Origin of the sequence: Gordonia rubripertincta, assembly GCF_038024875.1 — a bacterium.
In the GTDB taxonomy this organism is placed as follows: domain Bacteria; phylum Actinomycetota; class Actinomycetes; order Mycobacteriales; family Mycobacteriaceae; genus Gordonia; species Gordonia rubripertincta.
This window is the reverse complement of sequence record NZ_CP136136.1, coordinates 3,358,678-3,372,149: the sequence shown is the minus strand read 5'-3', so window position 1 is coordinate 3,372,149 and position 13,472 is coordinate 3,358,678. Positions and strand designations below refer to the sequence as shown.

Below are 13,472 nucleotides of genomic sequence, written 5' to 3'. Positions count from 1 at the left end.
GGCGATCGGCGGTTGCCGGGATGCGAGATCGCGCGAGTTCGGTGAACCGGTTGCAGTTCAGTTGATTTCAGCTGCCGAGTGGTCAGCTGGTGGAGGGGGTGAGTTCGTCCTGGGTTCGCTCGACGAGTCGTGGTGGGGGATCCCCGTGCGGAATGGGCGGTCCGACGGCTGTGCGGCTTCCCGGTTGACGTCCCTTCCCCCAGCCCAGCTTCTCGCGGTAGCTGCCGATGAGTTCGTCGCGAACAGCGTCCCCCGGACCGATCGGCGACGATTGCGGGCTGACATAGAGCGCGTCCGTCGGGCAGTACGCCTCGCACATGAAGCACGTCTGGCAGTCGGACTGCCGGGAGATCACCGGCACACCGTCTGCGCCGACGTCGAAGACGTTCGTCGGGCAGACGTTCACGCATTTGTCGCAGGCGATGCAGGCCGATGCGACGACGAGTTCGATCATGCCGGGATCCTCGCGAGCGTCTCGGTTCCGGTGTGGTCGGCCGACCGCGCGGCGGACACCCACACGTCGTCGAGTCCGCCGGTGCGCACATGGGCCTGCTGGGCGGGATCGAGGCCGGGGAGGTCGTCACGCTTGCTCATGCCCCGGGATTCGGTACGCGCCAACGCCGATCGATAGATCCACCGTCCGACGGCAGTGATCGCGGCAGCCTCTCTGGCCCTTACGCGGCCGGCCGGCGTCAGGGCTCCGTAGGACCTGCCGGAGACCTGGTCCCACAGGGAATCGAGTTCCCCCAGGGCCGACGCCATCCGGTCGCCGGTGCGAATGTAGTTCTTGTCGAACGGGATCAGCTCGGCCTGGGCCGCCGCGACCACCTCGTCGGCGCTCAGCGAGCCGCGGCTGATGGACAGCCCGACGGTTCCGGCGCCGCGGAGACGATCGACCGGTGCCGCGCCGCCGGCGCTGAGCGCAGTTCGGGCGGCAGCCCCTCCGGCGAAGCTGCCCGAGGACATGGCCCACGCCGAATTGTGGCTGCCGCCACCGGTGAAGCCGCCACAGATGCGTTCACGCGTCGCCGCGTCGCCGGCCGCGTACAGCCCCGGCACACCCGTCCAGCAGTCGTCGTCGACGACGTCGATGCCCCCGGTTCCCCGAACGGTCCCCTCGGCAAGCAGGTCGACCTCGAATCGCTGTGTGAACGGGTCGATTCCGCGGCGGTCGAACTGGAGGAAGAAATTGGGCTGTCCCTTCCGCATCTTCGCCGCGACCGCTTCGTCGGCACGGTCGAGTTGGGCGAAGACGGGCTCGTTCAGCAACGTGCGCGCGATCATCGACCGCCCCTTCATCGACCCGGCACCCTCGACGATGCGCCCGTCGGCGTGGAAGAAGGTCGCGTACCCGTAGTAAGCCGTCTTCGTCACCGTCGAGCCCTTGGGCACGATGGCGTAGGCGTTCGCGAACTCCATTCCCGAGAACGACGCCCCGACCTCGGCGGCCATGAGGGCACCGTCACCGGTGTCGACATTGGTACCCAAGGCCTTCGAGAGGAAGGCACAGCCACCGGTGGCGAGGACGACGGCACCCGCGGTGATGCGGAAGTCGCGGTCGGCCTGGCGTTGGTATCCGGCCGCGCCGCGCACGGCGCCCGCCGCGTCGGTGAGGAGTTCGAGGACCGGCGAATGGTCCAGAATCTGCACACCGCGGCGCTGGACCCAGGCCCGCATCCGTCGCATGTACTCGGGTCCCTGGACGCCGGTACGGATGGGCTCACCTGTCCGGTCGTCGATCGGGAACGGATAACGCCCTTCGGCGCCAAGTCGGTGCATGTTGGCGTAGGTCTGATCGAGCACCCGATCCATCCACGCGTGGTCGGCGAGGTGGCCGCCCAGCGTCTCGCGGCTCGCCTTGGCCTTGGCGCGCTCGTCAAAATCGGGAACCACGTACCAGACACCGGTTCCGGCCGGCGCCGTCGTGCCCGAGGTACCGCAGTAGCCCTTGTCGACGATGATGACTTCCGCGCCCGCGTCGCGGGCATGGATGGCCGCCCAGGTGGCGGCCGGCCCGCCGCCGATCACGAGCACATCGGTGGACAGCGTCAGTTGCTCAGACATGCGTGTACTCCTGATCGGTGGTGGTGCGGATGGGCTCGCCGTCGCCGACTCCCAGACCGGCGAGCAGACGTGAGCGCAGGGCGACGAACTCGGGATCGGTGACGCGGCGTGGGCGGGGAAGGTCGACGACGATCTCCTCCGCGATGCGGCCGCCGCGCAGGATCAGCGCACGGTCGGCGAGCAGGAGAGCCTCTTCGACGTCGTGGGTGACGAGAAGCGTTGCCGGGCGATGCGTTTCCCACAGTCGTGCGACGAGCTTCTGGGCGTTGATCCTGGTGAGTGCGTCCAGCGCGCCGAACGGCTCGTCGAGCAGCAGCAGTTCCGGCTCGCGCACCAGCCCGCGGGCCAGTGCCGTCCGTTGCGCCTCACCACCTGACAGGGTCGAGGGCCACGCGTCGGATTTCGACGCGAGACCGACCTCCTCGAGCGCACGTCTTGCCCGGTCACGGGTGTTGCCGCCACGTAGACCCAGGGCGACGTTGCGCCACACGGACAACCACGGCATGAGCCGGTGCTCTTGGAACACGATGGCTTTGGCGTCCGGGGCCTCGATCGTCCCGGTGAACCCGCGGTCGAGTCCGCCGATGCCGCGCAACAGCGTGCTCTTGCCGGAGCCACTCGCCCCCAGGAGCGCGACGAACTCTCCCGGTTCGATGGTCAGATGGACGTCGGCCAGAACCCTCCGGCCGTCGAACTCACGACCCGCGCCCGAGACGACAACCCTGTTCTCACTATCGCTGCCCACGGGTCACCGTCCTTCGAATCCGTTGCGCCAGGACAGGTACCGGCGTTCGAGAAGGCGCACGGCGATATCGGTCAACAGGCCGAGGATCGCGTAGATGACCAGGACCAGGAAGATCTGGTCGGTCCTCAGATACTCCTTGGCGTCGTTCATCAGGAACCCGAGACCGACCGGTGTCGTCTGCATCTCGGCGACGACGAGCACCAGCCAGCCGATACCGAGAGCCTGACGGAGGCCGACGAAGATCTGCGGCAGCGCACCGGGAAGGACGACGTACCGGATCAGCTCGAAACGGGTGAGCTCCAACGACTCTGCGGCCTCGATCAGCTTCTGGTCGACGCCACGTATGCCGGCGACGACATTCAGGTAGATCGGAAAGATCGGCGCCACGATGATGAGTGCGATCTTGAATTCGTCACCGATGCCGAACCAGATGATGAAGACCGGCACGAGTGCGACCGCGGGCATCATGCGCAGCACCTGGACGGGCGCGTTCACCAGGTCCTCGGCGACCTTGAACAGTCCGGCGGCCGCACCCAGCACCGCACCGACGGCGATGCCCACGGCCAAACCGATTGCCACGCGGCGTCCGGAGGCGGCGAGATGCGTCCACAGTTCACCGGTGCGGATGAGTTCCCATCCCGCGGTGACCACCTCGGTCGGCGCCGGTGTGGTGGCTCCCAACCAGTCTCGCGCCCCCGAGTTGCCAGATGGCGACCACGAGGATCAGACCGATGGACTGACGCAGAGCACGAGTCACCTTGGTACGCGGAACCGAGAGTCGGCGAGAGCGCGGCGTCGAACTCGCCGGCGCGGCCTCGGTCGCAGGTGCCGCGGGCACGGCACCGACGACGCCCGGCGTCGTCGAGAGCTGGAGGGTCATTAGGAATCCGCCTGAGAGTGGGCTGGTCAGGACTTGTCGGACGCTACTGACACGTCCAGCCGCGAGGGACCCTTTGGCCCAGGGTGATTCAGAACACCCGACTGCTCGCCACGGCAGTGCGATCTGTGGTCATCATGCGTCGAGATCCCTTGCGCAGCCTGACTGAGACCTGCCCTCCACAGCTTCGCGGCTATCTTAACGGCTCTACCATGCGGCACCGACAGTTGTCGCGTCGCCGCAGATGTTCGATTTTTCCTGCACGGCAACGGAATTGCGGGTACAGTCGAACATGTATGGCACTCTTGACGGTTCTGTGGGTGCCTCCCGGTGCGCCTGAAGCGCGCAACGCCCTGTCTCACTTAAGGTTTGGTTTGCGAAGACTAAACCGAGGAGCAGGGCGTTGCGCGCTACTAGACTACTGCAGAAGTTGCTGAAGATCGAGAACCTGGTGGTTCTTGATGTCGCCATTGAAGACGACGATGACGGCCAGTTGTTGGTCGTCTCGGTCCGTGCGAAACGCAGGCAGGGCTCGCGGTGTCCACACTGTCGACGGCGTCGACCAGGCTATGACCGTCCACACCATCCGCGCCGTTGGCGACACCTCGACCTGGGCGGGATGCGCTGCTACCTGCAAGGACACATTGGACGGGTCGACTGCAGCCTGCACGGCGTCGTCACAGAACATGTGCCGTGGGCACGGCCGGCAGCAAAGATGACGCGCCGATTCGACGACACGGTCGCCTGGCTCGCCGCGCACAGTCCATCATCCGCGGTGTGTGAGTACATGAGGGTGTCGTGGCGAACAGTGCAACGCATCATCGCTCGAGTCGTTGCCGATCACACCGGACAGGCCGACCGAATGGATGGGTTGCGCAGGATTGGTATCGATGAAATCGCCTACCGAAAAGGTCGGCGATATCTGACGGTGATCGTCGACCACGACACCGGCAGGTTGGTGTGGGCGCGTGAGGGTGCAACCAAGAAGACGCTTCGCCAGTTCTTCGACGAGCTCGGCGCCACGCGCAGTGCACAGCTGACCCATGTGAGCGCCGACGCGGGTCAGTACATCGAAACGGTTGTTGCAGAACGTGCTCCGGATGCCATTCGATGCATGGATCCGTTTCATGTCGTCCAGTGGGCCACCCGTGCCGTGGACCGTTGTCGTAGCCGGGTCCTCAACCGGATCCACGGTCTCTCCAACGACGATCGTAGGAATCTGAGGTGGGCACTGTTGAAGAACCCCGAGAACCTCACCCCCGGTCAACAGCGGACCCGTGAGCTGATCGTCAAACGCGCCAATAGTGAACTCGCTCGCGCGTATCAACTGAAAGAGGAACTCCGCCACATCGTTACCGGGGAACATTCCGGCACGTGGCGACGGCTCGAGCACTGGTTACATCGAGCTGATCGTAGTCGAATCATCGAACTCGTCGGTCTCGCCAGATCGGTACGACAGCAACAGATCCAGATCTACAACTCCGTTGTCGTGGGCCTATCGAACGCCCGGGTGGAGGCCACCAACACGCATCTGAGGGCACTGACCAAACGGGCCTACGGATTCCACTCACCAGAAGCACTCATCGCGATGTCGACACTCACACGAGGAGGGGCGTGTCCTGCTCTGCCACACCAGTAGTGACCCACGAAACCGTCAGGAGGACCACATGTATTCGAACTACGGCATCGGGGGTGACCGTCATGACCGATATCGCATCAACCGATGTCGCTGATGAGTCGTCTCCGGTCGGGGTGCCCGCGTTGCTCGATGAACTCGATACGATCATCGACCAGCTGCAGACCGCGGGTTTCACCCGCCTGTCCGATACCGAGGTCGACGACGCCGGTGTCCGTATCGAACAGGCGATCGCCCGACTCACCTACACCGGTAACCAGCAGATCGTCGAAGCCGACCAACGCGACCTGCCCCGTAAAGCCGGCTACCGCAGCGTCATCGACTACATGAAACACCGGTTGCGTATGGCCTACCCCGGCAAACGGCTCAAACAAACCAGGGCCACCGCCACCTACCCCGACGCCACCACCGGCGCACCCCTCGAACCCGTCCACCCCACCCTCGCCACGGCGTTCGCCGCCGGACAGGTCGGGTCGGCGCATGTACATGCGGTGATCGACGTGCTCGACCAGATCCCCCACGCCCTCGACCACGATGTGCAGGTTGCCGCCGAACGCACCATCGCCGAACAAGCCGTCACCCTCACCCCCGACCAGATCACCGAAGCCGGCGCCCGCCTGCTGGGTTACCTCGATCCCGACGGCACCCTCACCGACGACACCGACCGCAAACGCCGCCGCCAGCTGTACCTCCACCGCCAACGCGCCGACGGCACCGCCAAGATGACCGCCACCCTGACACCCGAACTCCTGGCACGGGTGTCGATGTTCCTGGCCGTGTGGGCCAAACCCGGCATGAACAATCCGAATGACCCCGACTCACCCTGTGGCTCAGTCGAGGATGCCGATCCCGAGGCAGTGGCTGCCGCCGCTGAACGTGATGACCGCTCCCCCGCCCAGCTCAACCACGACGCCTTCAACGCCCTGCTGAAAGCCGTGCTCGAGGACGGCATGCTCGGCAAGAGTCACCGCGGACTACCCATGCAGGTGATCGTCAAAGCCGACCTCAACGACCTGATCCGCGAAGCCGGCTATGCCGTCACCGCCACCGGCACCCTGATCCCGATCACCGACCTCATCCCCATGGCCGCCGACGCCCAACCCTGGCTGGCCGTGTTCAAAGACGCCACCGCCATCCCCCTCTACTTCGGACGCGGCAAACGCCTCGCCACCCGCGAACAACGACTCGTCTCCTTCGCCCGACCCGATGGCGACACCTGCTCCACCCCCGACTGCGGTGTGCCCGCCGCACACGTGGAAGTACATCACGCCCAACTCGACTGGGGACTCGGGGGACTCACCGACATCACCGACCTCGCCCCCGCCTGCCCCAAACACAACCGCATGGTCGGCAACCAACCCGGCCAATACACCACCCGCATGGTCCGCGAAGGACCCGACGAAGGCCGCGCCACCTGGCGGCTCAACACCGAACCCGGCGCACCACCCCAACCCCGAACGCATCAACCGGCGACCCGACATACCCCGACGATTCGCCGAACACCTACAACACGTGCGCACCGAAATCCATGGACCCGAGCAGGAGTCCGGCGATCAACCACGCCTACAGATGCGCCAGATCATCGACCTACGCAACGCCTCCGACGCCGAAGCCACCCTCGCCTCACTACTCCTCACCGCGGCGTACCCGCGCGGGTGACATCCGTATGACGTTGTGCCCGGAAACCGGGCACAACGTCATACGGATCAGCAACGTCTACAACGGAACCAAGACCGTGGTGTCCGAGGACGTATCGGAGTTTGCCGACGTCATGGCAAAGGCCGACGCGGCGGACTGATCGGACCGATCGATAATCGGCAGTTGCGACCAAACTCCCGCCGGACCACCTTCCTTGGCCCGACGACCTGCGGGTATTTGGACCTCAAAGATCCCGGAGTAGCTGCGGGCGTTCATCATCCGCAGTAGCGTCACGGACATGCCAGCATATTGGGTCATGTTCGCCGTTGCGCTGATCTCCTGCATCATCATCGGGGTCGGCTTCATCATCGGAATTCCCGGCAACAAGGACTGATCGCCGAGCCCCACTTCCGCGGCCGCACCGAGCGTGCGCGCCGCATTAGGGGTGCGCGCCACTTCTACAGAATCGCCACTTCGGGCACATAAGCGCTGGTCACAGCCAACACCTATGTGCTCGGAGTGGCGATTTTCAGTTGTCGGGGTGTTGCGCCTCACACTCCCCCTGTTACTCTCTCGATACTTCAGGTCATCTGACCTGAACATGTGGTCGATAGCCTCGCTTCACCACGAGAACGGGGGATCACATGAGTACGCACCTCTCACGGAGGCACTTCCTGGGCGGAACGCTGGCTGCAGCGGGAGCCTTCGCGGGCGCATCGCTGGTCGGGTCCGGGCGGGCGTCGGCCGCGCCGTCGGGGATCGTCGACGTCATCGTCGTCGGTGGAGGACTGTCCGGGCTGGCGGCCGCGAAGGCACTCACGGCGGCGGGCGCGTCGGTGACGGTCCTCGAGGCCCGGGACCGTGCAGGCGGCCGCGTCCACAACATCTCTTCGCCCAAGGTGGGCGCCACACTCGACGCCGGAGCCGAATTCATCGGGCCCACACAGGGTCACATCGCCGGCCTCGCCCGCGAGTACGACGTCCGGACACTGCGGACCTACAACGCCGGCGACAGCATCTTCGTCAGCCGCACCGGCACCACGCACGTACCCGCGGCCCTGCCGATACCCGCCGTCGCCGACCTCGGGCAAGCGGGTGCCGCACTGGTACGCGCCCAAGCCGATGCCCTCGCGGGATTCCCCGTCGGTGAGCCGTGGAGGCACCCGAACGCCGCCTACCTGGACTCGATCACCTGGGGCCAGTACACCCATCAGATCGCCGACACACAGACCGCGCGCGATCTCGTGCAGATAGCAATGTCAGCACCGCTCTCGGTCCGCCCCGACGAGGTCTCCGCGCTCTACTACCTCAACTACATCGCGGCATCCGGTGACGAGCAGAACACCGGAACCCTCATCCGCCTCCTCAGCACCGACGACGGCGCTCAGGAACGACTCTTCGAAGGCGGCGCCGCCCTCATCCCGCTCCGCATGGCCCGCGAACTCTCGGCGCGCATGGTCTACAACGCACCCGTCCGGTCAATCTCCTACACCGACGGCATCGCAACCGTCGCCAGCGACGCCGGCACCCACCGCGCCCGTCGCGTCATCGTGGCCATGTCCCCCGCCATCGCCGGCCAGATCGACTACCGCCCAGGACTTCCCGCTGCACGCATCGGCATCCACCGCGGCTACCGGATGGGTGCGGTCAGCAAGTTCGCGGCGCTCTACAAGCGGCCGTTCTGGCGCGACAAGGGTCTGTCGGGACAGGTCTACGGCTCCGGGCGCCCCATCGACGTGACCTTCGAGAGCTACGCCGAGGGCAACCACATCCTGATGGGTTTCATCTCCGCCGACGCCATGCGCCGCCTCGACCACGCTCCCGAAGCCACCCTGGTCAAGGAATGCATCGCCAACTTCGTCGAGTACTTCGGCGCCGAGGCGCGGGACTTCATCGACTACGGCGTCTTCAAGTGGGACCTCGAACCGTGGTCCCGCGGTGGGCCGGTCGCCGTCAGCCGGCCGGGCGTACTCACCAAGTACGGCACCGCACTTCGCGAGCCCGTCGGACCCATCCACTGGGCGGGCACGGAGACCTCGGACTACTGGACCGGGTACATGGACGGCGCGGTCCGTTCGGGACGCCGCGCGGCACGGGAGATCCTCGATGATCTCCGGTGACCGAGCAGGAGTGAGGCTGCCGCGACCATGAGGATGCCCGTCGAGGAACGGCGAGAACTGCTCTTGGAGTCCGCGTTTCGGGTGATCGCCCGACGCGGGGTCGACGGCGCGACCACGCGCGCGATCTGCGCGGAGGCCGGCGTGACGCTGTCGACCTTCCACTACGTGTTCGCCACCCGCGACGAACTCCTCGAGGCGCTCGTCGAACGCGGAACCGAAAAGGAACTGACCGCAGTGAGCGCCGCGCTCGAAGAGGGCGCCCAGGAGATCTCGCAGGGTCGATCCGGTGCGGTGGCGATCCTGGAGAGCGCGCTCTCGGCCTACATCGACGGGGTGCAGACCGATCCCGACCGCGAACAGGCCATGATCTCGCTGAACCAGTACGCCAGACAGACCGACGGACTCAGCGACCTGGGCTCACAGATGTACCTCCGGTACTACGAGGCGATCGCAGCCGCACTCGAAGGCGTCGCCGCGGCCACCGGGACCGGCTGGAACCGCCCGACTGCGGAGCTGGCGCCGCTCGTCCTGGCCGCCACCGACGGAATCACCCTGTCGTACCTCAACATTCGTGACCGCGCGATCTGCGACCTCATCGCCGACGCCGTGGTCGCCAATCTTTCGACCCACATCGTCTACAACCCAGAGACCACCCAGAACATCCCAGAGAATGCCGGAGAGGGACACAGTACGTGGACGTGACACGGAGACAACTGGTCGCCGGCGCGGCGGTCACCGCCGCGAGCGCCGGTCTGGCGCTGAGCGCTGCCGGTCGGGCCTCGGCCGCCCCGTCCGACTCGACGAACTACCTCGTCGGCTGCGGCATCGGTGACATCACAGGTGCCGTTGCCGGACAGGGCATGATGGGCTACTCCAACCCCGAGCAGGTCGCCGCCGGGCTCCTGCAACGATGCTGGGCGCGTGCCTACATCATCGTCGACCAGGCCACCGGCAAGCGCGTCGTCTTCCTGACCGCGGACATCGCGTGCCTGTTCCAGTCGCATCACATGGGACTGATGGACAAGCTGCGCAAGCGTTTCGGTTCGCTCTACACCGAGGCGAACGTCAACCTCAACGCGCAGCACTCGCACGCCTCCTGCGGCGGAACCGCCTGGGACTACGCGTATTCGCTCGCCGCGTTCGGCTTCAAGAAGAACTCCTACGACGCCGAGGTCGACGGCATGTTCGCCGCCATCGTGCGAGCACACGAGAACCTGGCGCCCGGCACGATCACCATCGGTCGCGAGGAACTGCACAACGCCAGCGCGAACCGGTCCAAGGTCGCCTTCGACGCCAACCCGGCGTCGGAGAAGAAGTTGTTCCCCAACGCGATCGACCCGCAGGTCACCGTGCTGCGGCTACGCCACGCAAGCGGCAAGGACGTCGGGGCCATCACCTGGTTCTCGACCCACGGCACCTCGCTGGCCGATCACAACGTGCTGATCGCCGGCGACAACAAGGGTTACGCCAGCTACCTGTGGGAGCGCACCCAGCCGGGGTTCGTCGCCGCCTTCCCGCAGACGAACTCGGGCGACATGACGCCGAACCTCTCCCTCACGTGGTTCGAGCCGAGCGGGCCGACCACCGACAACAAGCGCAATTGCGAACTCATCGGCGAACGCCAGTACGTTGCCGGGCGACGCGCCTTCGACGCGACCCGCCCGATGACCCGTAGTGGCGTCGACTCGATCACGCGCTACGTCGACATGTCCGCGGTGCGGGTCGCCGGAACCTACACGCCCGACGGGAAACCGGCATCGACGACGCCGGCCATGATGGGTGCCGCCGCGGCGGCGACCAGCAGCGAGGACAACTACGAGCAACCACTCCCCCTGCTTGTCGAGGGGATGACCAACCCGCTGTTCGACGCTCTCGGCGGCAACAAGAAGCCGCCGATCGCCCCGTGGATGCGGGACATGCAGGCGCCCAAGCTGATTCTCTTCCCACTCGGACTCATGCCGCCGTCGGGCTGGATTCCGTCGGTGGTCCCGCTGCAGATCATGCGGATCGGTGAACTGGTGCTCGTCGCGGTCCCGGCAGAGGTGACCGTCGTCGCCGGACACCGACTGCGTCAGGTCGTCGCCGACGAACTTCGCGTCGACATCGACAACGTGCTCATCCAGGGTTATGCGAACTCGTACACCCAGTACGTCACCACTCCGGAGGAGTACGACCTCCAGCAGTACGAGGGCGGCGAAACCCAGTACGGCCGTTACACATTGCCCGCGTACATGCAGGAGTTCGCGAAGCTCGCCGCCGCAATGGCATCGGGCCACAGCCTGGGTCGCGGTCCGGCTCCCGTCGACAAGTCCGGTTTCCAGCCGGACCTGCTCCCACCGGTCCCCGCCGACCGTCCCATCCCGGGGCACTCCTACGGCGACGTCCTGCGGCAGCCGGGCGGGTCGTACCATGCCGGCCAGACCGTGACCGTCGACTTCGTCGGCGCGCACCCCAACAACGACTTCCGCCATGGCGGAACGTATCTGGAGGTCCAGCGCCGCGAAGGCGGTTCGTGGACGACGGTCGCCGACGACAACGACTGGTCGACCGAGTTCCGTTGGGCACGCCCGCCGGGCAGCACCGACACCTCACGCATCACGATCACCTGGCGGCTGCCCGCCGGGATGTCGGGGACGTACCGGATCAAGTACAACGGCAACAGCCGCGACGGCAGCGGCAAGATCCGACCGATCACCGGTACCTCGAGAACGTTCGAGGTGCGCTGATCCGATGCGCGCTCCCATCGAACAGACGCGTGCCCGACCGCCGAACCTCGATCCGACTGCCAGACTTCGATCGAAGTCTGGCAGTCGAGTTGGCGTCGACCGGTGGCGAGCTCAGCGGATACGCGCCCGCATGAGTGAGACGTTGTAGTCGGTCCAGGTCGACATGGTGAAGTACAGGTCCTCGCCGGTGGACCAGGGGTGCATGAAACCGCCGTAGAGCTGGTCGTACCTCGACGAGTGGACGAGCTCGGCGGGTTCGGACCAGAGTCCTTGCGGTTCGCGGGCCTTTCGGATCACGATCCCGCCGCGGAGCGCGTCGAGGTAGGTCAACTGCCAGCGCTTCGACTTCTCGTCGAAGCGGGCCGACACCTCGCCGGCCGGGCCGGCGAAGATCACCGACGCGACGTTGCCGTCGCGGGCCGGAACCCAACGACCGTCGCGCCAGTACTGGTAGGCGGTCTTGTTCAGGACGTGGTCGCGGTGGACGCGAGCGAGACCCACCGATCCGATCCGGGAGTTGGGCGTGCCGAACATGTAGACGTACTCGCCGTGGGGCACCATCGACGACACCTGGAACTGGCTGACGCCGAAGATGTTGTCCCACCGGGCGTACGGATCCTTGATCCACGTCGACCCGCCGTCGTCGGAGTACGCGAGCCCGCCGTGGTTGGTCAGCCACGTGCCGGGGATCTTTCCCCAGGTCCGCACCGACATGTACGTCATGAACTGGCGGTCGCCGATCGCGAAACCCGAAGTCGGGATGACGGTGATCTCGTAGTGGTCGATGCGTCGCGCGCTCAGCAGCTCCGCGGCGTGGCATCGGCTGTCCTGGATCATCGTGTCGATGCTCATGCCGTCGGACAGCTTCGCATCGCTCGAGAACCCGAGCACGTTGGAACGCCAGTCCCGACCGTTGGCTCCCGGCGGGCGGAACCCCTTGCCGAAGGTGTCGCCGAACACGACCGCGACCTTCCCGGGCGCGGACTCCCACATGATCCCGAGGTCGGTTCCGTGGATCTGCCAACGCTTGTCGGTTCGGCTCGTCGACCCCTTGCCGGTGAGTGTGCTGACGAGGTCGACGTCGGACACCCGCGGACGCGTCGGCTTGGATGCGACCGGCCCGGCGTCGACGCCCGGGGCGACGGCCGCAGGTGGCGGCGGAAGCTTCGGCGGGTTCGGATTGGGCATCGGAACAGGGATGTTCTTGGGCGCCGGATCGAAGGTGATCTTCGGGAACTCGATGCTCAGCGCGGGACCGCCGGCGTCGGGTTTCGGCTTGGGCGGGTCGGTGATGTCCGGGCACGGATCCGAGCACGGGTCCTTCGGCGGCTTCTCCGACGGGATGCGGACCACCGGCTTCTCCGGAGCCGGTTCGGGCACCGGCAGGATCCGCGGATACGGCAGCGGGATGCTGAAGCGGTCGGGCAGCCGGGGGATCAGGTCTCGCGGGTCGACCGGACCCTTACTCGGTTTCGGCGGCAGATCCGCCTCACACCCCGAACTCGGCAACACGACCGACGGTGCTGCGTGCACCACCGCGGCGGAGCCCCCGAGTGCGGTTCCGGCGACCACGATCGCGCAGACCGGGACCAACCAGCGCAGCCCGCCGATCCGGGACGAGTCCGTACGAGAACTAGGCCTTCGACTCTCGGACGGACGGCTCATG

10 protein-coding genes and 1 pseudogene are annotated in these 13,472 nt (G+C 66.2%); 5 read left to right on the top strand and 6 right to left on the bottom strand.

Annotated elements, in window-relative coordinates; all coding sequences use genetic code 11:
- Nucleotides 1-82: 82 nt before the first annotated feature.
- Genes RVF83_RS15310 through RVF83_RS15295 form a run of 4 tightly spaced genes read right to left on the bottom strand, consistent with a single transcriptional unit; the run spans nt 83 to nt 3,490 of the window.
- Nucleotides 83-454, bottom strand: a complete 372-nt coding sequence (locus RVF83_RS15310; protein WP_005196194.1) for a 4Fe-4S dicluster domain-containing protein — start codon at nt 452-454, stop codon at nt 83-85.
- Nucleotides 451-2,064 carry an FAD-dependent oxidoreductase gene (locus RVF83_RS15305; protein ID WP_005196195.1) on the bottom strand — a complete coding sequence of 538 codons (1,614 nt, stop codon included), beginning with the start codon at nt 2,062-2,064 and terminating at the stop codon, nt 451-453. The genes RVF83_RS15310 and RVF83_RS15305 overlap by 4 nt, the downstream gene beginning before the upstream one ends.
- Nucleotides 2,057-2,809: an ABC transporter ATP-binding protein gene (locus tag RVF83_RS15300; RefSeq protein ID WP_005196196.1), complete on the bottom strand. Its 753-nt coding sequence runs from the start codon at nt 2,807-2,809 to the stop codon at nt 2,057-2,059. The genes RVF83_RS15305 and RVF83_RS15300 overlap by 8 nt, the downstream gene beginning before the upstream one ends.
- Nucleotides 2,810-2,812: 3 nt before the next feature.
- Nucleotides 2,813-3,490, bottom strand: a complete 678-nt coding sequence (locus tag RVF83_RS15295; RefSeq protein WP_005196197.1) for an ABC transporter permease — start codon at nt 3,488-3,490, stop codon at nt 2,813-2,815.
- A gap of 599 nt (nt 3,491-4,089) precedes the next feature.
- Between RVF83_RS15295 and RVF83_RS15290 the strand changes: the two genes are divergently transcribed.
- Both RVF83_RS15290 and RVF83_RS15285 read left to right on the top strand, forming a co-directional pair.
- The gene (locus RVF83_RS15290; RefSeq protein WP_174718233.1) at nt 4,090-5,325 is read left to right on the top strand and encodes an ISL3 family transposase; all 1,236 of its coding nucleotides are present in this window, start codon (nt 4,090-4,092) and stop codon (nt 5,323-5,325) included.
- Nucleotides 5,326-5,387: 62 nt separating this feature from the next.
- Nucleotides 5,388-6,981: pseudogene (locus tag RVF83_RS15285) on the top strand (DUF222 domain-containing protein).
- Nucleotides 6,982-7,038: 57 nt separating this feature from the next.
- On the opposite strand, the gene RVF83_RS15280 reads toward RVF83_RS15285, so the two are convergent.
- On the bottom strand, nt 7,039-7,416 hold the full coding sequence (locus RVF83_RS15280) for a hypothetical protein (RefSeq protein WP_039880913.1): 378 nt from the start codon (nt 7,414-7,416) through the stop codon (nt 7,039-7,041).
- Nucleotides 7,417-7,604: 188 nt separating this feature from the next.
- On the opposite strand from RVF83_RS15280, the gene RVF83_RS15275 reads away from it, so the two are divergent.
- The 3 genes from RVF83_RS15275 to RVF83_RS15265 are packed head-to-tail and all read left to right on the top strand — an operon-like array spanning nt 7,605 to nt 11,806.
- Entirely contained in the window at nt 7,605-9,080 is a 1,476-nt protein-coding gene (locus RVF83_RS15275; protein WP_005199855.1) for a flavin monoamine oxidase family protein, read from the top strand.
- A 33-nt stretch (nt 9,081-9,113) separates the two neighbouring features.
- Nucleotides 9,114-9,782, top strand: a complete 669-nt coding sequence (locus RVF83_RS15270; RefSeq protein ID WP_083877558.1) for a TetR/AcrR family transcriptional regulator — start codon at nt 9,114-9,116, stop codon at nt 9,780-9,782.
- Nucleotides 9,773-11,806 (top strand): neutral/alkaline ceramidase, encoded by a 2,034-nt coding sequence (locus RVF83_RS15265; protein WP_005199857.1) that lies wholly within the window; start codon nt 9,773-9,775, stop codon nt 11,804-11,806. Before RVF83_RS15270 ends, RVF83_RS15265 begins: the two co-directional genes overlap by 10 nt.
- 111 nt (nt 11,807-11,917) lie before the next feature.
- On the opposite strand, the gene RVF83_RS15260 is transcribed toward RVF83_RS15265, so the two are convergent.
- Entirely contained in the window at nt 11,918-13,471 is a 1,554-nt protein-coding gene (locus RVF83_RS15260) for a DUF4185 domain-containing protein (RefSeq protein ID WP_239582537.1), read from the bottom strand.
- Between the last annotated feature and the right edge of the window lies 1 nt (nt 13,472).

Coding starts and splice junctions, on each gene's coding strand:
- RVF83_RS15310 (WP_005196194.1), bottom strand. CDS start 454: ATGATCGAACTCGTCGTCGCATCGGCCTGCATCGCCTGCGACAAATGC.
- RVF83_RS15305 (WP_005196195.1), bottom strand. CDS start 2,064: ATGTCTGAGCAACTGACGCTGTCCACCGATGTGCTCGTGATCGGCGGC.
- RVF83_RS15275 (WP_005199855.1), top strand. CDS start 7,605: ATGAGTACGCACCTCTCACGGAGGCACTTCCTGGGCGGAACGCTGGCT.
- RVF83_RS15270 (WP_083877558.1), top strand. CDS start 9,114: ATGCCCGTCGAGGAACGGCGAGAACTGCTCTTGGAGTCCGCGTTTCGG.
- RVF83_RS15260 (WP_239582537.1), bottom strand. CDS start 13,471: ATGAGCCGTCCGTCCGAGAGTCGAAGGCCTAGTTCTCGTACGGACTCG.